Here is a 21981-nt window from a genome sequence, read left to right on the forward strand (position 1 = left end):
TGGGACACTATGTGATTACCTTAAGGATGAGATCAATTAGAGGGTATTACATCGATAAAAAAGTGCTTCAGGTAAACAAAGGACAATAAGGGGGCGTATGAACGCCTTATTGAATCAGGATGCGCTTGCCAAAATCTAGGTGATTGACGATTTCGGTAGCTGCTTTTTCCCCTTCTCCGTTTAAGATATTTTCTACAATCCGCTGGTGATCTTCATAAGAGACGACGATACGCTCAGCATCTTTTCGCAAGACTTTAATCGCAATTTGATACAAACGGTCCTGAATTTGTTCAATGATGTTGATAATTTCTTTGTTATCGTACAGACGGACCAGCGTGAGATGAAATTCATAATCTTTGGCGACAAATCCTGTATAATCTCCAGTCTCCATATATTTTTTTTGCTCTGCAAGGTTTTGTCTGAGCAAGTAAATACCTTTTTCCGGTAATTGGGAAACTGCTAATTTTTTACCGACATACGATTCCAGTGCCATACGTAAATCATAAATGTCTACCGCTTTTTTGATAGATAGTTCTTCAACGACAATGCCTTGCTTTGGGGATTGTTTGACAAACCCCTCCGCTTCAAGGCGTTCTAGAGCAGAGCGGATTGGGGTTCTGCTCATATTCAGCCGTTCGACTAACGAACGTTCGGTTAAAAACTCCCCTGGTTCCAAGCTGCCTTTTAGGATTAAATTCCTTAATTCAATATAAGCTTTTTCCTTTAATGTCGGTTTGCTCAAATTATTTACTCCTTTACAGTCATCCATTCTCCCGGTCGATCGCAATTATTGGTTCCAGTGAAAAGAAAGTCATTCATTTGTAAAGTGCTGATCAATGATGAGGAGGCACGCTCATCTTAATAGTAGAAAATGGGAAGGATGTTCCAAATTAGATGCAAGGTGATGTAGCGATATTTCGCAAGGGACAACGATTTAAACAACCGTTGCCCCGACACCGAGCATCCGCAGCAGCTTCTCCCGCTCCACATACAACACTTGCGCCTCTTCCACACTCACCGCGCGGAACGTCACCGAACGGCCGGGCGGTCGTTGTGCTAAGAGCGGTAAATCGACGGATACGACGGTCGCGATGCGCGCGTAACCGCCAGTCGTCTGCCGGTCAGCCATTAGCACAATCGGTTCTCCGTTAGCCGGAACTTGAATCGTACCGAGTGCTACCGCGTCGGAGATGATGTCGGCGCCGGTTCGGTGGATCAGGCGCGGTCCTGTCAGTCGGTAGCCCATTCGATCGATATGCGGCGATACGGTGTACAGCTGTGTGAGAAACGTTTGTATGCTATCCGTAGTAAAATGGTCGTCGTCGGGACCGAGCACGACGCGAATAGCCCGATCTGCGTTGTAGTCGGGGATGTACGAAGGATGTAATGACCGGCTCGAGCGGCTGGGTGTCTTTTCTTTAACGCTGCGCCTGCCACGTCTACCACCATCAAGGGCGTGATTTGTGTCGTCCGTATGACCGACACCCGGTTCGTTAACAGCAACTCCACCGAATAGTACATCCCCCGTCTGCAACTTTCGCCCCTTCCATCCACCAAACTGCCCTTTGACATACGTCGCTTTACTGCCCATGACGACCGGCACGTCGATCCCGCCGCGTACGGTGACGTAGGCATATACGCCGCTTTTTGCTTGACCAAAGCTGAGCACTTGCCCCGCCTTGGCGCGAAACGACTGCCACAGCGGGAGTGGCACGCCGTCGAGTGCGGGCGACAAGTTGGCCCCGCATACTGCGAGTGTACAATCGCGAAGTAGGCGAAAATGTGGTCCGAGTAGGGCAATTTCCAACGCTGCTTCCTGGCGGTGATTGCCGACGAGTATGTTGCCGACCTGTAAGGCAAAGGGATCGATCGCCCCTGAAACAGCGACCCCGTATGGTTGGTAACCGTAACGGCCGACGTCTTGCACCGTAGTAAGGAGGCCGGGTTTTAGCACCTCTAGCAGCGGAGCGGGTGAGGTGTGCGCCGGTCGGGTTGTCTGGCCGCGGTGTCGTCTTTTACCGCTGTGAGCCGCTTGGCAGTTGTGTATGTGTACAGACCGATGTTTATGCGAGTAAGTAGCTTGACAGTTACGCGTGTGAACCGCTCGTTCTCGTTCGTTGCGGTTCATGCTACCCGTCAGCGGCGCGTTTATGTGATGTGCCATCTTACCGCCCCACCCGCTTAACCGCGATGTCGTGCGCCGCTAACGCGTGACGGAGCTTTTTGACAAACTGTACGGCGGACGGGTGATCGCCGTGCACACAAACCGTATCTGCTTGGATCGGAATAATTGTACCGTCGACGGCGTGTACCGTCCCTTCCTTCACTATGCGGACGACTTGCTGGAGGGCCGTGTCTGCGTCGCGAATGAGCGCGTGCGGATGTGTACGCGGAGTGAGTGTGCCGTCAGGCAGATACGTGCGGTCGGCGAACACCTCTTCGGCGACGGTGAGCCCGACGTCTGTTCCCGCTTTGGCTAAAGCGCTGCCGGATAAGGCGAATAAGATCAGTTCCCGATTGAAGTCGTAAACGGCTTGGGCAATCGCTGCGGCTATTTCGGTGTCTGTCGCAGCCGTGTGATAAAGGGCGCCGTGCGGTTTCACGTGATGGAGGGGCGTTTGCTGTACTGTGGCAAACGCTTGTAGTGCCCCGACCTGATAAAGGACGGAGTTGTAGACGTCGCCTGCGGCAATTTGCATCGGGCGGCGTCCAAAACCGATGAGATCTGGCAGTCCTGGATGCGCTCCCAACCCGACGCCTTGTGCGATTGCCAACGCCACCGTGCGGCGCATGACGTTGTGGTCGCCCGCGTGGTAGCCACAGGCGATGTTTGCCGACGTGACAAACGGTAACACTTTCTCGTCTCGCCCGATTTTGTAAGCGCCGAAGCTCTCTCCGACATCACTGTTTAAATCGACACTGTACGCCATTCGACCGACCCCCATCCCGTTTTTTTTTCAGCTCTTACCCCTATTTTTTCCGTGCGTCTTATCCCCGTGTGCTCATCCCCCGCGTGAGTGGTGCCACGCTTCGATGCGCGGTCTGTACGAACCTTCGCTTACGGCGTGTGCAATGTCGGCAAATTCGCTAGTAGAAATCGGGATAAACCGCAAATAGTTTCCCGCTTTAAGTAACATTGGCGGTGTTCGCCCCGCATCGAACAATTTTAACGGCGTGCGCCCGACAATGCGCCAACCACCGGGGGATGCTAGCGAGTAGATGCCTGTTTGCTCCCCGGCAATGCCGACGGAACCGGCCGGTACGTCTGTCCGCGGGTTAGCGAGGCGCGGCGTGGCGATGTCGCGGGACATGCCCCCTAAATAAGGAAAACCGGGCGTAAAGCCGATCATGTAAACAAAATAAAGCGTTCCTGCGTGTATGTCGATGACCGTTTGCTCATCCAAGCTATTATGCTGGGCGACGGCCGGGAGATCCGGCCCCATGTCGCCGCCGTAACACGTCGGAATGTCGATGATTAGCGCTGGTGGCTGTTCGGCGTGTGCTAATCGCTGACAAAGCTGATGCATTATATTGCACAGTTCGCTGTAAGTAAGCGTATACGGGTCATAATACAAGGAAAGTGACGTATAGGTGGACACCCATTCGACGACACCGCTAATTTTTTCTGTTTCCAATAGAGCGGACATGGCACGGATGATCGCGTTCGTTTCCTCTGAAATCGTATGTCCGAATTGCATGTGTAGACCGCAATCGCCTAACGGCTTAATTTGAAACATACTCGTTCACCACGCGTTTTTGCTAGTTACATCATGTGTAACGTAAAACAACTTGGGCGGGCTAGTCATTAAACGCCCGGATGGAAGGAGCAACAACATTTTGGTATAATCAAACAAATGGGACCAACACATGGACGCAGCGCATCCCGCAAGCAGTTGGTTTGCTCTTATTATCGTATGCAGTTCCGGTGGAGAATTAGTATAACGCACGACACGCGACGAGATCACATGTGTTCCCGATGTGGTCGGCCACATAAGCGTACGCATCCACCGACCGACGCTTTCATTTAAGGGGGCGATGCCGCACGTAGAGTCCCGCACTTTTCTGCAATGGGACCTGTTTTTTTAAGGGGTTGGTTCAGTGAAAGGTACAAAAGTTTTTTTTATCGTGGTAGCCACAATCATTTTGATGAAATTACCTGTCGTCGGACCGTTTCTGCGCGTGTTTGACACGATGATTCACGAAACGGGTCACGCGTTAACTGTGCTAATGACGAACGGGACCGTCTACCGCATTGAGCTGTTTTCCAATACGGAAGGCGTGACGGTGGCGAGTGCGTTCTCGTTTTGGGGGCGATTGTGGACAGGGCTCGCCGGATATGTGTTTTCTTCCGTCGCAGCAGTTGTTTTTGCCTTTTTATGGCGGATGAAAAAGTATAAAACATTCCTTAGCATATTACTCATTTTTGCCACTGCTAACCTCGTCTTATGGGTACGCAACTTTTATGGCATTGTGTGGTTGGTCGTTTTTATCGCGCTTTTAGTCGTGCTGCTAAGGCAAAAAGAAACAGACAACTTTGCGACGATTACGTTAGCCTTGCTGACGTTGCAACTCACTAGTTCGGTACTGTCTGCGTTTGACATTTTTTATCTCAGTTTATTTCGCGCCCATGCGGCGGGCGATGCGACGATATTAAAACAATTGACCGGGATCCCGACGTTTTTGTGGGGCGTCCTCTTTTTGGTGCAAGCGGTGGTGCTCGGTTATTTAGCAATTAAACTGATCGTTCCAAGATCGCAACCGCGTCCACAGACGGCTGAACCAGCGGATCCGTTTTATACGGAGTAATGCCCGTCACTTGCGCGAGAATTTTATCGGCAGTTCCGCGGGCACTTTACCGGTGGTTCCCATAAGTAACTAGACTGTACGATGCGGAGTAGTCGCAGATGGCATTGGAAGGCATGACAACATCTAGTCTAAAAAACCATCTTTACTATTGATGAAGCATTTAAACGCTTTAAGCGGTTTTAAAGAAGGGCTTCTCGTAAATACAACTGAACAAGGAGGGAGCCGTTACTGGAAAACACGCAACCGCTTGTAAGTTTTTCGTAACGGATGAGGATGGCATTTGAAATAAAACGGTACCCAGAATGGTCGTTTTCCCAGTCGCGGGAGCAAATGTTTCAGGAATGTTTGCGGAAGTACTACTATCATTACTATGCCTCGCACAACGGTTGGTTAGTAGAATTAGCTACCCCACTACAAATGAAGGCCTACCGCCTGAAGCAAATGACGAATCTTTACTTACTTTTTGGTACTGCTGTCCACCGTGCCTGTGAACACGTGATCGATCAATGGGTCACTCACAACGTATTGCCAACACTTACCACCTTGCATGACGGTGTTAGATTGATGTTGAACCGCGCATATGTCCAATCGTTGGATCAGCAGCTGTGGAAAAAGCAGCCGAAGCGACAGAACATGCTCGTGGAAATGTATTATGACGGGGGCATCCGTCAGGAAAAAATCGACCGCATCAAAGAGCGGCAGCACAGCTGTCTCGAAAACTTGTTGGCGAGTCGGACACTCTCCGAACTGACTAAATCTAACGAGATGAAAGTCGTTGAACGAGAAAAAATGAATACGATGCTTGTGGACGAGACGAAAGTATATGTGAAAATAGACTTGCTGTATCGACGAGATTGGGAGAATGTCGTCATCGTCGATTGGAAGACGGGAAGGGTAAACGGAAGCGACGACGAGCAGCTTTTTTTATACGCTCTTTACGTGCATGAGAATTATAGTGTTCCTTTTGAAAATATGGAATTACGAACGGAATACTTGCTAAGTGGCAAAAGTCGCTCGATCGACGTTACCGCACAGCAAATCGAAGAAGTGAAAGATCACATCAAACAGAGCGTGGCAGAAATGAAGGGATTATTAGCCGATGAGTATTGGAATCGGCCGAAAGAGATGTCACAGTTCACCCCACAACCGTCCCAGCGCACGTGCCGTTACTGTAACTTCCGGGAAATCTGTGATGACGCTATTTAGGATGAGATGAGAAAACTTTGAGAATATGAATTTCCTCGAAATTAGTGTGTCGCCCGCCCGTGGCGTTAGCGGATGGGAATTTTGTGTTGGATATTGGAGTTAAAAATGTTATGGTAAGAGATGTGTCAAAAATACATAGTTAGAAAGGTTCGAAAGGGCGGAAATCGATGGGGAAACGATTTTTATTCGGGCTAATCGCGTTGGCGCTGCTACTGTTTGTAGGTTGTAGCAAAAATGACGCGGCCCCGAAGGATGTAGACAAGGAAAAAGAAGTGACGGAAAAGGAGAAATCGAAGGATAAGGAAAAAGAGGAAAAGGCAAAAAAGGAAGATTCAGCGGGTAATCGCGACGGTGACAGTGACGAAGATGCTGACGACGCTAGCGAGGGAGACGACGCGGACGAGGAGGAAGACGACAAGTCCGCTGAAAATAAACCCAATACGGAAACACCTGAGTGGAAAGATATTTCGTCCGTTGACGAGTTGTTAAGTGACGGAGAATTTGACGTGAAAGTCATGGAGATTGGCGTGTCGCCAGACGTCGCAAAGGAAATGGACAAAATCACGAAGAAATTCGAAGCGAGTGTTGCCAAGGATCCGCAATGGTTCAACGATTATATGAAAAAGCATCACCCGAACCCGCTGCCCTACCACAAAAACTTTGGTATAACGAAAGAAGAGTACGAGCAAATTTTGAAGTTAGACGAACTGTCGACTCTTAACCAAACGGGTAAGGGTAAGATTACGGTGAAAAAGTCGGCGAATCAAATCGTCATTAAAGGTACGGATACAGGCCTAATCGACAATATCGCGATTGATCTAAAGAAAGACACAGTGAAGACGGATCTTGGAGAGCTCGAGCGCGGTAAGGATTTGAAAGCCTCCCCCGATCAAAAAATTACGGGTCCTTGGAACGCTTTCTATTGGAAGCTGGAAGATGCAAATATTGACATGAGCAAGATGGACCTTAGTAACATCGACGAAAACACAGAAGTGAAGTCGGTGAAGCTCAACATTGGCCAGTTGGAAGAAACGAAAGAGACGATCATCTTGTTGCAATATAAGGAACTAAAAGACGGCGGGCAAGCCTCTAAAGATGAAATGATCATCTTTTAACAACATATTACACAGCCCAAACAGTTAACGACAAACTGTGAGCGGCCCCTCGTTCTCACATGCGTACACTGAATAAAGGTACGAAAAAATGGGAGCGAGGGGTCGCTTTTTTTTTGATCGGCCACGGTAACCATTTTGGGGACATCTGTTGTTGCGGCAGGAAACACATAAGACGCGCGCTGGCGCGACAGTTACCGTAAAGTGGGGGAAAACGGTACTCGGTAAGGCGAATACGGACAAAAAAGAGAACTTCACGGTGAAAATAAAGGCGCAAAAGGCGGGCGCAATCTTGGCAGTGACTGCAAAGGCTGCTGAGACGAAACTGGTGAAAAGCCAAACGAGCAAGACGGCGATAGTGAAAATAAAATTAAAAGTAAAAGTGAAAGCTATCAGATCATGTCACAAAACGTGAAGTATCATAAAAACAGTTTTCATACATGGAACCTTTCTTTCCCGCGGGACGTCTTATTTAGGAGAAACAATATGGGAAGAATAGTATAAGACGTTTCGCGGACCATTTTTCTGTGGATCTGTTATCGTCCGATCGAAGACTGTTACCTTTTGATAACCTATTTTTGTTAAAAAGAAGTACTTTTTGTGAACTTACAATTTCGCAGGCGAATGATTTTGTCGAACTGGACGTCATTTGAATCTTACGCCACAAAAAAAACGTTATAATATGTGATATGACATTAAGTGACAAATAAGAAGCAACAACAACGGGAGCGAAAACGATGAAAAAGATTAGTTTTATATTATTATCTGGCGGTATTGGCACGCGGATGAAGATGAACGTTCCGAAGCAATTTTTATTACTCGGGGGAAAACCGACGATCGTGCACGTCTTGGAAAAGCTAGAAACGATAGAACAAATAAGTGAGATTATAATTCCTTCACCGGAAAACCACCTGTTTGAAACGAAGCGAATTATTAAGAGTTACCAGTTTACCAAACCGATTAAAGTGATTGAAGGGGGTGGCACGCGGCAAGAATCGACGTATTTTGCATTAAAACACGTGACAAATGACACGGTCGTCGTTCATGAAGCTGTGAGACCTTTCGTTACGAAGGATGAGTTCATGAAACTGATCAACTGTCCAGACGAAAACGCAACCTACGGACTCGATATTCCGTTTACCGTGCTCGAAGGTAGTGCGTACATCGAGAAAAACTTGGAACGCGACAAGCTGATCAACATACAGTTACCGCAGAAATTTAATGCAAAGGCGTTCCTTGCCGCCCACGAACAGGCCCGCGCGGAGGGAGAACATTTTACCGAAGACGCAAGTCTATTTTTCAAATACAACGGCGGCAAAATTAAAGTTCTCGAAGGAACCGAGTACAATATTAAAATTACGAAGCCGCTCGATCGAAAAATTGCCGAAATTATCTACAGCGACTTTGTGTTGGGGAGGAGCAAATTATCATGAAAACGTGTATTGTAACAGGTGCGAGCCGCGGGATCGGACGAGCCATCGCCATAACCTTAAGTCAGCGGGACGACATCGCCAACATTGTGTTACTGGCGCGTAGTCAGAAAGGGTTGGACGAGACGGTCAAACTGATGAACCCGAACAAGAACATTTACGCCGATAGCATCGATCTAACAAACTATGATCACGTCGAAAAAAAAGTAGCGGCAATCGGGAAAGAGTTCGGGACGATCGATTTACTGCTGAACGTCCAAGGGTATGCGGAACCGAAGTCTTTGCTGGAAACGACGGTCGATAACTGGGAGACGACGTACAAAGTTAACGTCCACTCCGTGTTTCTACTCACGCGAGAAGTCGTGAAATACATGAAAAAGACCGGCGGAAAGATTTTAAATGTCGCTTCGACGGCGGGTTCTAGTTCGCGCCCCGGTTGGCTCGCTTATGCTTCTTCTAAAGCGGCGATCATTAGTATGTCACAAACGTTGTCAGACGAGTTAATGGAGTACGGGATCAAAGTGTACTGTGTGTCTCCGGGAAGATGTGCGACAGAATTGCGCAGAACGCTCGCGCCTGACGAAGATCAATCGAAAATTATGCAGCCCGAGCACGTCGCCGAAGTCGTGAACAGCTTAATTTCCGAGTACGGCATGTGCTTAGACGGGCAAAACGTCGTCATTCGACAGCAGCCTCTCTTACAGACCGTCCATGCCACGGACGTTTCCGAAGTAGAAGAGTCCGGGCTAAAAACAAAAGAATCGGTTGTCGGTTAAGCGAGCGAAATGAATCGCGAGGGATTAATCCTACGTGAACGGGGGGATTGATCCCCTTCTTTGTAAAAAAATAAAAAAACTGTCCATGAAACATCCCGCTTCATCGTGTGGTGCGGGTGTTTTTACTATTAGCCGGACTGTTAGTCCCGATGACCGTCTCCTGTTCTGCCGTCCTCGCATTGCGAAACGCGGGAAGATACTATAAGATAAATCCGTCAGCGAAGATGTTCCCCGTATCGTGAGAAGTGGGGGTAACAGTGGGGTGAACATGGACGGTATGGAAAAAGACGTCACAGGCAAAATACAAAGTGAAAAGACAGGCCGTACGCCAAGTAAGATGATGGGGAGGGCACAGACAGGCGCGATGCAGAGCGAAGTCACTGACCCGATGCAAAAGGTTATTGACGTTTGTCTGCTCGCGGGGCGCATCATGATGCAAAGCGGCGCGGAAACGTATCGGGTGGAGGATACGATGACGCGGATGGCGGCGTCTTGTGGCATAAAAAATGCCCAAACCTTTGTCATACCGACCGGCATTATCTTGTCGATCGAAGGTTTAAACAATCCGACGCATCTCGCAAGAATAAACGAGCGCTCTACAGATCTGGAAAAAGTGGCACGGGTGAATCACATCTCGCGAAAGATGGCGGGCGGTGAGTTGTCGGTCGAAGAAGCGTATCAGGCGTTAACGGAACTACATACCGCAAATTTATCCTTCCCTATTTGGCTGCAAATAACAGCTGCTGCACTCGCGAGCGGCTGCTTTTTAATCATGTTTAAAGGGGTGTGGAGCGATTTCTTTTCCGCTGTATGCGTCGGCGGGATCGGTTTTTCTACTTTATTGATCATTCACCACTTTACAAAGGTGAAGTTTTTTGCCGAGTTTATCGCTTCGCTCGTGATCGGCATCGTCTCGGTATCGCTCGTCTCATACGGCGTTGGCGAACAACTCGATAAAATAATCATCGGTTCCGTGATGCCGCTCGTGCCGGGGCTTTTAATCACGAATGCGGTGCGCGATTTAATGGCGGGGCATTTTGTGTCCGGACTGTCGAAAGGTGCTGAGGCGTTTTTCACAGCTTTTGCGATCGGCGCGGGAGTGGCGGTTATTTTTTCTTTTCATGCGGTGTAGGAGGATGTATGAATGGGCGAATTACTCCATGTACTTATACAATTTATGTTAAGTTTTATTGCCTCGATGGGATTCGGGATTATATTCAATGCACCGCGCAAATCGTTACTCCAGTGTGGGGTTGTCGGCAGCGTTGGCTGGGTTCCGTACATCTTACTCGTCGATGCGGGAGTCGACGCCGTGCAAGCCTCTTTCGTCGGCGCCTTTGCCGTCGCTTTAATCGGGCACGTAATGGCTAAAACATATAGAACCCCCGTGATTATTTTCAGTGTCGCCGGCATTATTCCACTCGTTCCCGGGGGCTTGTCCTACGATACGATGCGCCATGCGGCGAGCAATGAATACTTGGCGGCGATCCCTTTGGCGGCCAAAGCATTCATGATTTCCGGCGCTATTGCGATGGGGCTCGTTTTTGCCGAAGTATTCGTGCAGTTGGTGCTTAAGAGTAAAGAAGCGTTAAAGCGGCGTGTTTAGGTTAGCAGTATGGACAACTTTGCAATCAGCAATACCAATCAGCAAAATCAGCAACACCCATTAGCAATACCCATTAGCACCCATCAGCGATCTCGATGAGGCTTTTTTTTCTACCCTTCGATTCGAACTGGTGTTCGCTGACCGACTTTGACAGGTAGGGGGTGTTAACATGTGTACATCAACGTGACGCGACCAAGCGACTGACTGGAGGTTGGGATGATGCAACATTTACTTTTTAAACTGCAATCGTTTGAAAGCTATTACCCAGATAAAAGCGAGATTCGTTTATCCGAGGCGCGAGACCTAATCGAGCAAATGATCGGTGTAAAAGTTGACGCGGCGTATGTAATATCTTTTTTACGGGAAAAGGGATATATGCATATTGCCGAGGATCAGCCGAAAAGTGGCGAGTTACGCTTAAATGATATTCATACGACGCGAAACAGTTCAGAAGAATCCCCGAGTGCAATGGAAGAAACAGAAGCTTCCGCTTCAAAGGTCTACGACGCGTTCGATTTAGAGTTAGATGACATCCTTGCGCTCGACTGGCAGCCCCAGCGTGTGTCCAAAGTGAGGGGTGCTAGCCATACAAATGAAGCAAGTATCGAGGCAAGTATCGAACCAAATATCGAAGCAGGTGTTCACAAAAGCTGCGACGTCGCTGTAAGCGGTGCCCACAAAGGTCGCGAAACTGTCGCCATTCGAGAGGGGGGCGTCGCCAGTAGGAACGAAGCCGTCGAAGGGGCTCATCATTCAAAAAAGAACAGCATGGACGAATATGCGACCAACGACATGCTCCTACGCGCCTACCTCCTTCATGGGGAAGAAGACGCCTTAGAGGCACTCATTCGAAATAACGAGCGGCTCGTGTATAAATATGCCATCAGATATAAGAACTACATGTCGCACAGTTTAGCGATCGACGACCTCGTTTCCGAAGGGAAGATCGGGTTAATGCAAGCGATCGAGCGGTTCGACCTGTCTAAGGGTAGGGAGTTTTCTACATATGCCGTTTGGTGGATCCGCCAGCGCATGACCCGAGCAATCTTTGATACTGGCACCCTCGTTCGCATTCCTGTGCACATGTGTGAAACGGTACGAAAGATCAAACGGGCGGAACAGTCGTACTTAATCAAGCAGCAGGAGCCGAATATAGCGGCCATTTGCGAGGAACTAGACATCTCCCCGGACACATATGAACGTGCCAAACTCATTGACCACCGCTTTTTGACAATGCCCTCCCTCGAACAAGACGTTTCCGACGGGGATGGAGACAGTCAACTCGGGCAGTTTGTGTCGGCAGATACGCACGCGCTCGTCGGCGATTATGGGGATGCGTACGCGAATCCATCGTTACAAATCGAGAGGGGCGACGTTCGCGAGCGCTTGCAGCAAGCGCTAACGAGTTACTTAAAACCACGAGAACGCGATGTGTTGTTAGAACGGTTTGGATTTCACGACGATCAGCCAAAAACGCTTGAGCAGATCGGGCAATTGCACGGCTTGACGCGAGAGCGCATCCGTCAAATCGAAGCGAAAGCGCTGCATCGATTACGTAAGCTTATCGGGCGCAAAAACGAACGAAACGACTGGCTTTGGCCAGAAGTCTCTTACGGGGTGTGATAGGGGTGGATCTGAAAATGAACATGAACGCATGCGTTAAAATGAACGAAATGCTTGAACAGCATTTACGGTTGTTAACAGAAAAAGGAATCGGAATGGATACGGGAGCGGTGGCTGGTACACCGTGCGGAGCGGAAGATGCCTCACAAACATGGGCCACCACAACGGCTACCTCGATCGAAAAACCACTGCTTCTCGTTTTCAAAGGCTTTCCCGCTGCATTTCTTAAACAATTGCCGTACGATAAGTTACTATCGCTACCATTAACGATCGACATCGTGGAACTAGATCGAGCCAAAGCGGCCATGTTGCTGGAAGTGATCGGGAAACTCACTCAGTTGCCGCAAGGTCAGCCGATTTGGTGTACGCTGGAAGAATATACGATGGTAGGACACGGCGTGTTGTCGCTTTATTTTCGGAGTGTCGTCTTTGAAAACAACCTTTACTACCGAACCTATCCGTGTCTATACCGCATTCCTAAGCGGGAGTGGTTGCTCACGAAGTATTTTAGCGAAGACGGCGGTATAACGCCAGATGACGATGACCATCGTTCGTCGGATAAAGAGCATGACGACTATTTATCGATTTTCCACAACTATTACGGTGAATTGCGGCGAATCGGGGGAAAAGATTACGTCGTGTACGCGGAGACCGAAGAAGCAATCGGTTTTTTTCCCGAGGAACCTACGACTGTCGAGAAACGGAAATTGCGTTCAGATGAAACGGCAACGTTGGAGTTGTCGGAAGAAGAAGAGGCGTTTTTGCTATTGACGCAGCAACTGCTCGTGGAGGGCGATGGCGACTCGTCGACGGCAAACACCCCTATGGACAACACGATTCACCACGAACCGCCCGTACAATCTTCCGCCACGTCGACCGCGCGATTAGCGACATCGCAGACCTCGCGTCTAACGACATGGCAGACCGCGCAGCCAACGACATGGCAGACCGCGCGATTGCCGCAAGACATCCTCATCTCCTTCACCGGCGACTTGGACGTAGACCCTTTGCACTATGTGGGTCGCATCGCCATTATGCAGATGTTGTTTCCTAAGCACCGTTTTACACTCGTGACGAAAACGACGGAGGCAAGAGCGATCGCAAACGAACCGGCGTATCGCGACATTTTGCAAAAATATTGGGGGTACGACAGCTTTCGCGACTTGCGCATGTACAAAGACATTCATGATACGGCGAGGAAGGAAACGGTCGTCATCCCGCAAAGTCACATTATCGACGACCTCGTGCAGCAGGCAGAACAAGCGCAAAAAGGTGAAGCGTATAAAGACATTTTTGTTACGTCACCGACGGGTGCGGGGAAATCGGTCATGTTCCAAGTGCCAGCCATCTATTTAGCGCAAACGTACGGGCTGATGACGATCGTCATATCCCCGCTCATCGGTTTGATGACGGATCAAGTGCAAGGCCTTATCTCGCGTAACGTGGAACTGTCGGCGACGATTAACTCGGAAATTACGCCCGCGGAAAAGATGGACATTCGGGAAAAAATTAAAGAGGGTCAAATCTCGATTTTGTACATATCGCCGGAGACGTTGCTCAGTCGCTCTGACATCACAATGTTAATCGGCGAGCGCCAAATCGGGCTGTTCGTCATCGACGAGGCTCACATCGTGACGACGTGGGGCAAAGCGTTCCGTTCCGACTACTGGTACTTAGGAAACTACTTGCAGCGCCTGCGGCGAGAACGACAGTTTCCGATCGCCACGTTTACCGCAACGGCGATTTACGGCGGCATGGAAGACATGTACGCTGAGACGCGGGACAGCTTGAATTTGATCAATCCGATCAGTTACTTCGGTTACGTCAAACGGGATGACATCGAAGTGAAAATTAAGCAGAATGAGCAGCAGCGGCAATACAACGAATATCTTAACGATAAGTTTAAAATACTGACATATCGGTTGGAGGCGTTTGTCAAGCAGGGGCAAAAAACGCTCGTCTATTTTCCGACGGTCAAGTTAATCCACATGTTTAAGTCATTTGCAGAAATGTACGGGGGCGCACAGCTGTTGGAGCAGTTAACGGCTTACTTCGGTCGGCAAAACAAAGAGGTGAAAAATGCCAGTTACTTAAAGTTCAAAAACGGTGAGGCGCTCGTCATGCTGGCGACGAAAGCGTTCGGGATGGGGATCGACATTCCAGACATCGTCAACGTGTACCATTTTGCACCTACGGGCAACGTGTGTGATTATGTACAAGAAATCGGGCGTGCAGCGCGGGCTTTGCCACAAGGGTATGCGTACTTTGACTTTTTGCCTAAAGATTTCGTTCACGTTAACCGGCTCCACGGCATCTCGACGATTCGAAAGCACCAGCTCATTCAAGTGATGCAAAAAGTGTTGCACATCATGAACCGCGATGAGAAAGCACTCCGCCACCGCAACTTATTGATTAATGCGGAGGAATTTCGCTACATTTTTCAACAAGGTGCCGCCCTAGAAGGAAGCGACGACGTCGACAATAAATTGAAGACCGCCTTACTCATTATTGAAAAAGACTTTAAGGCGAAGCTCGGCTACTCACCGCTCATCGCGCGGCCGCGCAACGTTTTTGCTAAAGAGTATGTGATGATTCGCCGCGGCGAAGAAGAGAAAATCTTAGCGCGCCATGGCAAGTATTTTAGCGAGAAACATGTCTTTCCTGCGGGGCAGGGCGTGTTTGGCAATGTGTATTCATTTAATATGAAACGACTGTGGGAGGCGAACTATCGTCATTTATCTTATCCTCAATTTAAGTACAAATTTCACCAAAAGGATGAGGCGTTAGAACTAGACTTCCTCGAGGCGCTATTACCAGTGCTACAAATCGAAACGACCTTACAGACGCCGAACATCGGTCGTTTTATGAACGAACTCGGACAGTACGTGGACAAAATCGCCGACTTGTTCGGATCTTATGCGAAGAGCGGAAAGTTTTTTCGCGCGCAGGACATTGCGCGTGGTCTGCGTCGCGCATTTGGACGGGACAAATACTTTTGCGATAACTTAGCGACGGTTCTGTTGCACAGTGTGGAAAACTATGAACGGCTGCGTTGGAGGAACGTGAATTTCGCGCACAAAATCCTCAAGTATAACGACCAGTCGGATTCGTACAGCCTGCAGGGGAGCAGTTACGGCGATTTTCTCGATTGGCTCCAAAATGACGCGCGGCACCTGTTTTCCGCAGCCAATGTTACGCGCGTGAACGAGCAGGTAAGCGAACTTTACTTACCGAAGACGAGCCGCACGCACATCGAGCAAAGGTTCATCTTGCTAGGGTTGCTCGAAGCGATGGGACTGCTCGTCTACCGCGCCAACGGTGGCGACCACCCAGAAATATCGCTGCGCATTAACTCGCGCTTTCAATTGAAACGGTGTGTGGACAACCCGGAGAAGTATAGCAACTACATTTTACAAAACGTGTACGACCGTCACAAGCTGTCCGTGGCCATGTTGACGTATTTGTTTGAAAACAAAGTACCGAACGAGCAATTTTGGGAGCTGATTGAGGATTATTTCTTAGGGAAGATTCCGGCCGTCGTAGAGGCGGCGGTATACTAATATATGGTGACGAAATGTACAGAAATCCATTTGCTCGTAGATCGTAGAGGTGACGTAAAAGTAATGACCGGAGAACATAAAGAACATAAGATAAAAGTTGTCATTGCCCCCGATTCGTTCAAAGGTTCATTATCAGCCCGTTCAGTCGGAGAAGCAGCGGCAACTGGTGTGAAGCGGGCCATCCCAAACGCGGAAACGGTCGTCATCCCGATGGCCGACGGTGGTGAAGGCTCTCTCGACTCCTTGGACCGAATCGTCGAGCAGGAAATTGCGCTGACCGTTAGGGGGCCGGCAGGTGACCCTGTGCACACCAGCTATGCCGTCATCGATTACGAGGGAACACCGACCGCGTTTATCGAGTGCGCGCGCAGTACCGGGCTCACATTGATCGACGACGACGCGCGTGATCCGTTCGCGTTAACGTCTTACGGCCTCGGGGAGCAAATTAGGCACGCCGCCGAGCGGGGTTACAAACATATCGTCGTCTTCCTCGGAGGGAGTGCGACAACCGACGGTGGAACCGGCCTGTTGCAAGCGCTCGGCTATCGGCTGTTTGATACAGACGACAGGCTGTTAGGGATCGAGGCAAATCCGCTCGGAAAAATTGCCCGTATCGACGATCGCGACAAGCTCTCCGCGTTGGACGACTGCCGCCTGACAATCGCAGTCGATGTGACGAATCCCTTTTACGGGCCGGAAGGCGCAGCTTTAGTGTATGGCCCGCAAAAAGGTGCCTCCCCTCGGCAGGTCGCTCAGTTAGATCACGGTTTGCAGCAGTTGGCTGGGCTCATCGCTGACACGTACGGCATCGACTTGCAAGGCATTTCTGGTGCGGGAGCTGCAGGTGGTTTAGGTGGTGTACTCGCCGCTCTGTTTCGCGCAAAGACGCAGCCCGGATTCGACATTGTGTCTGAAGTGAATGGGCTACAGAGTGAGATCGATGCCGCCGATTGGGTGCTAACGGGTGAAGGCAAAATCGACCGTCAATCGACGTACGGGAAGGTTCCGGTGCGCGTGGCGCAAATGGCGAAGCGAGGAAAGCAAGGAAAGCAAGGAAAGCAGGGGATGCAGGGAAAGCAGGACAGACCGGTTATTGCGATAGCGGGTACGGTAGGGGACGGGATCGACGAGCTGTACGAGTGGATCGACGGCGTATTTTCCATTCAGAGAAGGCCACTTACACTTGCGGAGGCGCTAGAGGCTGAAACGGCACGTCGGCAAATTGAAGATACGGTTGAACAACTTGCACGCATCATTTCATTTAACACTTGTCACCGGTAGTAAATCTTACATGTGCCGGATGCCGTACACGATTGAAACAAGCAAAAACCCACCACGTAGGTAATAGCTACTGGTGGGTTTGCGATGTCTAATGGCTATAAGACACCCTCCGTTTTGCAAAAGGGCTTAGGTCAAAAAACTTCTGTTGTAACGCCAAATCATCCTCAATTCACATAGCAGTATCGGCGTTCCCAGTGTTTTCGGCAGAAGCTTCGTTTGCTTTCTTGGCCGCGATGTATGACCTATAAAGCCATTCGGAACCGCGATATGCAAACACCCATAAGACGATCTGTGAAACGACCAGAATTGCCGCGGAATAAGGAACATCGTTGATGATCAGTATAACTGCGACAACGCCAAAGCCGATCGCGAGCATGATAAAGACGACAAAAAGGATGAGTGACATAACGAAGCGAACAGTTTTATTTCCGCTACCGATCCGTGCCATTTTACGTGTATCCCTCCCATTTGAATGATTATTGTGCGATAACAAAACGTATGCTTAAAGCGATTGCAGCGTCGTTAGAACAAACAATTCCGAAGCGCGATCAATCACATCGTAAATAAAATAACGCAACATCGTCGACCAAAAAACATCATCGACGACTTAATGACACTGTTTCGATGCACTTTCGACGGCTGATTCGTAGCCCTTAGATGACCAGCGGATCATCCGCCTAACATTACTATCATATCACTTGGAAGCATATTTTTTCGACAAAAATGTAGCGATTGTATAGCAATCTCATGAACATCTGCATTGAAATAGCATGGATATCGCATGGTTACAATAGTAGGAGACAACGAAATGTCGAAGATCGTGTAACACCGCAGCAAATTAGCATAGGAACATACATTCGCAAATTTTAATAGATAACCGCTACTAATCGTGTTATACTGTATTTACGGACAATAGACGGTGGAAAAAGACCACGGTGCGACTTCCCTTTAAAGGGGGTTGATCGATGGTCACGCTAGAGACGCTTTCTATCATTTTGAAAATCGTCGCAGCATCGTTTACTGTATTTTTTGGTATACGCAAGCTGTACCGTTTTTTCAGGCGTAGACAGCGTAAAAAGCGAAAACCCACCACGTAAGGTTGACCGCCTTTGATGGGTCATCGCTTTTTACTTAAGCACCTTGCGCGCCGTGGGCATCCACAGCTTGCGTCCGGGAGCCTTTGCCGTAGCAGCGGCAGAGGCTCTTTATAGTGTATGCAACGCTTTCTTCCTATATACTTATTTTAGCATTAGTGCAGGAAGATTTCAACAATGTAATGCCTGAAAAGAACAACCAGAAAGAGTATGATAACGAATATCTGTTTACTGACAGGATTGGGCATATTGACCTGATACGATAATAGTAAGTCCTCGGAGCGAACGAGTGGGCAAAAAACTTCACTTTAATGAGGAGGAGCGTGTGCAATGACCAGGGTAGCTTTAATCGACCATTTTTAAATCGAACGTTCGTTTGCTGACCGATATTGACACTAGCGTCTGCTACAATCGTATTAGGGAAGCAACAGGCGAAACTGTACGCCCACTGCCTCGAAAAAATGTACGGGCAGCGCCCCATCATTTTTTATACGAACGGGTTTACGACACACGTGTGGGACGATCTCGCCTATCCGGCGCGCCAAGTGTCCGGCTTTTTCACGAAAGAGGAGTTGGCGCTGCTCATCGACCGCCGCCACATGCAGCGCCCGTTGAACGAAGTACACATCGACGAGGCGATTACGAACCGCTACTATCATTGACCAAGTGTTGGAGCTCGTCATATTGTCAACCTCGTTTTTTTTAAAAAAGTGCGCTCCAAGGCGAAGTTTTGGCAAATGATCGGGCGGGGGACGCGGCTCTGCCCCGACCTGCACGGCATCGGCCAAGATAAAGAGGGCTTTCTCATCTTTGACTTCTGCGGTAACTTTGAGTTTTTCCGCGCCAACCAGAAAGGGACGGAAGGACAGATCGTGCCGAGCTTGACCGAAAAAATTTTTAACGTCAAAGTAGACATCATCCGCGAGCTGCAAGCGACGCACTACCAGACTGACACTTACAGCCGCCACCGCGAGGCACTCGTCGAAGATGTCGTGGCAAGCGTCGCGGCGCTCAACGACGCACAGTTCCGCGTACGGCAACAAATCGCCCACGTGCACACGTACAAAAACGAAGCGGCGTGGAGGTCTCTCGAGTCCCTCGTCGTCAACACGATTAAAACGCACCTTGCGCCGCTCATCGCCCCGTTCCCTGGCGACGAACTCGCCAAGCGCTTCGATTACTTAATGTACACGATCGAACTGGCCAAATTGCAACAAAACAACGCCACGCGCCCAATCAAGAGCGTCGTGCAAACGGCGGAAAAACTAGCGCAAAAAGGTACCATTCCGCAAGTCGTCGCCCAGCGTGCGACGATCGAACAAGTGCTGACGAGTGAGTTTTGGGAAGAGGCCGACCTACTTGAACTGGAGGCGGTTCGCGAAGCGTTGCGCGACTTGGTGAAGTTTCTCGAACAGGAAACGCAACGACACTCGTGCGGCAAATCGTCGGCCTCGATCCCAAGGCGGCGAACGAAGCATTTTCTGTATTCCTCACGGACGAGCGGTTGAACCAAAACCAAACGAAATTCGTCAAGCTCATCGTCGACTACGTCATCAAGAACGGGATCATGGACAAACGGGTGCTGCAAGAAGAGCCATTCCGCACCGTCGGCAGCATTGTCGACTTGTTCCAAGACAATATGGACGCCGCAAAGGAGCTTATCGGGATTATTGAGGGGATTAACCGCAACTGTGAGGTGGTGACGGGGGCGTAGCTGTTTCGTCGTGAGAAGGGCGTGTTGGGAAGTACCGATTAGTGGAGGCATCTAGGGGTAACTGCTAGTGAAGGCACTGTATGAGTAAGAAATCTTGTAAACGGGACTGCCGCTAGAAGGGGAGTTGTCGGCTGCCCTTCTAGCGGGTCATTGGTCGTTGATCGCTCGGCTACTTATTATCCTGTTTGACATGGGATGAATGTTTTGTTGCTGGAGGTGTCATGTCATCGGCGAATGGAGTTACTTGCGTGCCATGCCCTGGGGGTGTCCTATCGCCAGCAAACACAGTTATGGGCATAACTAAGAGGGCGATTACAACGACCGACGAAATTAACCTTTTCACAACATTCCCTCCCTGCGAATTAACGCTTCTACCTGATACATATGTTCGGCTTCCTTATGAAATGCTTCTTTGTTGCCTGCTCGTTCGTAGTAGTTCGCTAAAACGAAGTGAAAGTCCTTCATTTTATTGAACAACTTACTTTTTTCCGCTAGTTGCAATCCCTCTTCGCACAACGACAACACTTCAGGAGAATTTTGCTCCAAAGCAATCTCCTGTTTTCTTCAACATTTGTCCTAACAGTTCGTCCGTCAAACCGAGTTGTTCCCGGATGTAGGCGACCTTACTATAACGACACACAAAAAAAAGACTAGAAAATTTTTCTATCAGCAGCAGGAATTAGCGATTTAATGTCGAATGCTCCTAGTAACAATATTTTCTGTCAATCGAATGGGGGTCATTGAATATGGAGCTCGATCCAATCACGTTAGGTTCACTGATCCGCAAACGTCGCAAAGACATGGGGTTCACTCTGAACGACCTGGCCAACGACAACGTCTCCGTCCCGACGATCAGCAACATCGAGCGCGGCATCACGGGCAATCTCGCCAGTGAGTAAGAAAATCTTAACGCCCTGGGAATAGAGGGCTTATGGGGCACTAGGGTATGCATTTGCATTAATTCGTGCAACGCTTGTGACCAAATATATTTGGCTTAAAAACGAAGATAAGCTAGCCAACGATCAAAAGAAAACACTCGAGCGATTGAAAGGTGGTAAGGCGAGAGCAGGAGTAAAGTGACTTTCTTGACGGCTGCTTTCGCCTATGAGAACCTTTTAAGCGCAAAAAGAACCCATGGTTTACCCATGAGAAAGAGCGAAGAGCCTCTAACTTTTACCTCACGCCGCATATACTCCCCAATATTTTCTTAAGCACCGGACAGTCATTAACCAGCTATTACGAGCTTAAATGCTCCCCTATCTAATGACCATCGATTGTAATCCAACATAATAACAAAATTAGAAAAATCCAATTGCAAAGAGGCGAAAAATAGGCTATAATCTCAGTAATTAATGTAAGTGTTTTCTTATGGGGCAGAGCATAGAGTATAGAGCATCTAGCGGAACTTATTCAATTGTCATTAATAGTCGCTGCAGAAAGAGGGGGTAAAGATGACAGAAATTACGTCGAATCTAAGGACCTTGCAACACTTTACAATGAAAATGGAAGTCGGTAATCGCTCGATGGCTCATGACGCCGAGAGTGAACCATTAGCGCCGTCGCCAAATACAAACGTCACCGCTAACGCGCGTATGATCGAGGCGTACAGTGATTATGTCACGCTTGCCGGCGATTTTTACTCGTGCATGGCGGCAGACATTAACCGTTTAAAGTCAATCGGGGACTCTTTTACGGAAGAAGACCAGCGGGCGAGCCAGTCTTTTCAGCGCCATCCGTTGTCGGTGGAATAAATCTGTCGGTCGCACAGCGTAA

20 protein-coding genes and 1 pseudogene are annotated in these 21981 nt (G+C 49.1%); 15 read left to right on the forward strand and 6 right to left on the reverse strand.

What is annotated here, in order from left to right; genetic code table 11:
• Positions 1-106: 106 nt before the first annotated feature.
• The 4 genes from BN1247_RS01375 to pxpB all read right to left on the reverse strand — a co-directional run bounded on the left by BN1247_RS01375 (position 107) and on the right by pxpB (position 3737).
• Positions 107-742, reverse strand: a complete 636-nt coding sequence (locus BN1247_RS01375; protein ID WP_054948778.1) for a GntR family transcriptional regulator — start codon at positions 740-742, stop codon at positions 107-109.
• A 192-nt stretch (positions 743-934) separates the two neighbouring features.
• The gene (locus BN1247_RS01380; RefSeq protein ID WP_231633075.1) at positions 935-2164 is read right to left on the reverse strand and encodes a 5-oxoprolinase subunit C family protein; all 1230 of its coding nucleotides are present in this window, start codon (positions 2162-2164) and stop codon (positions 935-937) included.
• A 1-nt stretch (position 2165) separates the two neighbouring features.
• Positions 2166-2930 (reverse strand): LamB/YcsF family protein, encoded by a 765-nt coding sequence (locus BN1247_RS01385; RefSeq protein WP_054948779.1) that lies wholly within the window; start codon positions 2928-2930, stop codon positions 2166-2168.
• A gap of 72 nt (positions 2931-3002) precedes the next feature.
• A complete protein-coding gene (pxpB, locus tag BN1247_RS01390) occupies positions 3003-3737 on the reverse strand; it encodes a 5-oxoprolinase subunit PxpB (protein ID WP_054948780.1) in 735 nt (244 codons plus the stop codon).
• A gap of 361 nt (positions 3738-4098) precedes the next feature.
• Between pxpB and BN1247_RS01395 the strand changes: the two genes are divergently transcribed.
• From BN1247_RS01395 to BN1247_RS01445, 11 genes are all read left to right on the forward strand, one after another.
• Positions 4099-4806 carry a M50 family metallopeptidase gene (locus BN1247_RS01395; protein WP_054948781.1) on the forward strand — a complete coding sequence of 236 codons (708 nt, stop codon included), beginning with the start codon at positions 4099-4101 and terminating at the stop codon, positions 4804-4806.
• Between the two features lie 273 nt (positions 4807-5079).
• The gene (locus tag BN1247_RS01400; protein ID WP_054948782.1) at positions 5080-6012 is read left to right on the forward strand and encodes a RecB family exonuclease; all 933 of its coding nucleotides are present in this window, start codon (positions 5080-5082) and stop codon (positions 6010-6012) included.
• A gap of 167 nt (positions 6013-6179) precedes the next feature.
• Positions 6180-7127 carry a hypothetical protein gene (locus BN1247_RS01405; RefSeq protein WP_054948783.1) on the forward strand — a complete coding sequence of 316 codons (948 nt, stop codon included), beginning with the start codon at positions 6180-6182 and terminating at the stop codon, positions 7125-7127.
• A 151-nt stretch (positions 7128-7278) separates the two neighbouring features.
• Positions 7279-7539, forward strand: coding sequence for an Ig-like domain-containing protein (locus tag BN1247_RS01410; RefSeq protein ID WP_147675151.1), 261 nt, complete (start codon positions 7279-7281; stop codon positions 7537-7539).
• Between the two features lie 322 nt (positions 7540-7861).
• Entirely contained in the window at positions 7862-8557 is a 696-nt protein-coding gene (locus BN1247_RS01415; RefSeq protein WP_054948785.1) for an IspD/TarI family cytidylyltransferase, read from the forward strand.
• Positions 8554-9330: an SDR family oxidoreductase gene (locus BN1247_RS01420; protein WP_082415738.1), complete on the forward strand. Its 777-nt coding sequence runs from the start codon at positions 8554-8556 to the stop codon at positions 9328-9330. The genes BN1247_RS01415 and BN1247_RS01420 overlap by 4 nt, the downstream gene beginning before the upstream one ends.
• A 364-nt stretch (positions 9331-9694) precedes the next feature.
• Complete coding sequence (locus BN1247_RS01425; RefSeq protein WP_054951438.1) at positions 9695-10462, forward strand: threonine/serine exporter family protein; 768 nt, start codon at positions 9695-9697, stop codon at positions 10460-10462.
• Between the two features lie 12 nt (positions 10463-10474).
• The gene (locus tag BN1247_RS01430) at positions 10475-10936 is read left to right on the forward strand and encodes a threonine/serine exporter family protein (protein WP_054948786.1); all 462 of its coding nucleotides are present in this window, start codon (positions 10475-10477) and stop codon (positions 10934-10936) included.
• Between the two features lie 219 nt (positions 10937-11155).
• On the forward strand, positions 11156-12559 hold the full coding sequence (locus tag BN1247_RS01435; RefSeq protein ID WP_054948787.1) for a sigma-70 family RNA polymerase sigma factor: 1404 nt from the start codon (positions 11156-11158) through the stop codon (positions 12557-12559).
• 17 nt (positions 12560-12576) lie between these two features.
• Positions 12577-16119 (forward strand): DEAD/DEAH box helicase, encoded by a 3543-nt coding sequence (locus BN1247_RS01440; RefSeq protein WP_054948788.1) that lies wholly within the window; start codon positions 12577-12579, stop codon positions 16117-16119.
• Between the two features lie 63 nt (positions 16120-16182).
• Positions 16183-17400: a glycerate kinase family protein gene (locus BN1247_RS01445; RefSeq protein WP_054948789.1), complete on the forward strand. Its 1218-nt coding sequence runs from the start codon at positions 16183-16185 to the stop codon at positions 17398-17400.
• Between the two features lie 169 nt (positions 17401-17569).
• On the opposite strand, the gene BN1247_RS01450 is transcribed toward BN1247_RS01445, so the two are convergent.
• Positions 17570-17848 carry a hypothetical protein gene (locus tag BN1247_RS01450; protein WP_054948790.1) on the reverse strand — a complete coding sequence of 93 codons (279 nt, stop codon included), beginning with the start codon at positions 17846-17848 and terminating at the stop codon, positions 17570-17572.
• Between the two features lie 1035 nt (positions 17849-18883).
• On the opposite strand from BN1247_RS01450, the gene BN1247_RS18535 reads away from it, so the two are divergent.
• Both BN1247_RS18535 and BN1247_RS17370 read left to right on the forward strand, forming a co-directional pair.
• Positions 18884-19156, forward strand: a complete 273-nt coding sequence (locus tag BN1247_RS18535; RefSeq protein ID WP_054948791.1) for a hypothetical protein — start codon at positions 18884-18886, stop codon at positions 19154-19156.
• Between the two features lie 21 nt (positions 19157-19177).
• Positions 19178-20208, forward strand: a pseudogene (locus BN1247_RS17370) (type I restriction-modification enzyme R subunit C-terminal domain-containing protein); the annotation flags it as partial.
• 339 nt (positions 20209-20547) lie between these two features.
• On the opposite strand, the gene BN1247_RS01470 reads toward BN1247_RS17370, so the two are convergent.
• Entirely contained in the window at positions 20548-20754 is a 207-nt protein-coding gene (locus BN1247_RS01470; RefSeq protein WP_054948794.1) for a hypothetical protein, read from the reverse strand.
• 200 nt (positions 20755-20954) lie between these two features.
• On the opposite strand from BN1247_RS01470, the gene BN1247_RS17545 reads away from it, so the two are divergent.
• Together BN1247_RS17545 and BN1247_RS01475 are read left to right on the forward strand one after the other, a co-directional pair.
• On the forward strand, positions 20955-21107 hold the full coding sequence (locus tag BN1247_RS17545) for a helix-turn-helix domain-containing protein (protein ID WP_147675152.1): 153 nt from the start codon (positions 20955-20957) through the stop codon (positions 21105-21107).
• 552 nt (positions 21108-21659) lie between these two features.
• Positions 21660-21959 carry a TIGR04197 family type VII secretion effector gene (locus tag BN1247_RS01475; protein ID WP_054948795.1) on the forward strand — a complete coding sequence of 100 codons (300 nt, stop codon included), beginning with the start codon at positions 21660-21662 and terminating at the stop codon, positions 21957-21959.
• The last annotated feature ends 22 nt before the right edge of the window (positions 21960-21981 follow it).

This window comes from Numidum massiliense (assembly GCF_001375555.1).
GTDB lineage: Bacteria > Bacillota > Bacilli > Thermoactinomycetales > Novibacillaceae > Numidum > Numidum massiliense.

Excerpts from the sequence above, each read along its gene's own strand:
- BN1247_RS01445 (WP_054948789.1), top strand. The coding sequence starts at position 16,183 with ATGACCGGAGAACATAAAGAACATAAGATAAAAGTTGTCATTGCCCCC.
- BN1247_RS01440 (WP_054948788.1), top strand. The coding sequence starts at position 12,577 with ATGAACATGAACGCATGCGTTAAAATGAACGAAATGCTTGAACAGCAT.
- BN1247_RS01475 (WP_054948795.1), top strand. The coding sequence starts at position 21,660 with ATGACAGAAATTACGTCGAATCTAAGGACCTTGCAACACTTTACAATG.
- BN1247_RS01430 (WP_054948786.1), top strand. The coding sequence starts at position 10,475 with ATGGGCGAATTACTCCATGTACTTATACAATTTATGTTAAGTTTTATT.
- BN1247_RS01420 (WP_082415738.1), top strand. The coding sequence starts at position 8,554 with ATGAAAACGTGTATTGTAACAGGTGCGAGCCGCGGGATCGGACGAGCC.
- BN1247_RS01400 (WP_054948782.1), top strand. The coding sequence starts at position 5,080 with ATGGCATTTGAAATAAAACGGTACCCAGAATGGTCGTTTTCCCAGTCG.
- BN1247_RS01415 (WP_054948785.1), top strand. The coding sequence starts at position 7,862 with ATGAAAAAGATTAGTTTTATATTATTATCTGGCGGTATTGGCACGCGG.
- BN1247_RS01450 (WP_054948790.1), bottom strand. The coding sequence starts at position 17,848 with ATGGCACGGATCGGTAGCGGAAATAAAACTGTTCGCTTCGTTATGTCA.
- BN1247_RS01380 (WP_231633075.1), bottom strand. The coding sequence starts at position 2,164 with ATGGCACATCACATAAACGCGCCGCTGACGGGTAGCATGAACCGCAAC.
- BN1247_RS01435 (WP_054948787.1), top strand. The coding sequence starts at position 11,156 with ATGCAACATTTACTTTTTAAACTGCAATCGTTTGAAAGCTATTACCCA.
- pxpB (WP_054948780.1), bottom strand. The coding sequence starts at position 3,737 with ATGTTTCAAATTAAGCCGTTAGGCGATTGCGGTCTACACATGCAATTC.
- BN1247_RS01405 (WP_054948783.1), top strand. The coding sequence starts at position 6,180 with ATGGGGAAACGATTTTTATTCGGGCTAATCGCGTTGGCGCTGCTACTG.
- BN1247_RS01425 (WP_054951438.1), top strand. The coding sequence starts at position 9,695 with ATGCAGAGCGAAGTCACTGACCCGATGCAAAAGGTTATTGACGTTTGT.
- BN1247_RS01385 (WP_054948779.1), bottom strand. The coding sequence starts at position 2,930 with ATGGCGTACAGTGTCGATTTAAACAGTGATGTCGGAGAGAGCTTCGGC.
- BN1247_RS17545 (WP_147675152.1), top strand. The coding sequence starts at position 20,955 with ATGGAGCTCGATCCAATCACGTTAGGTTCACTGATCCGCAAACGTCGC.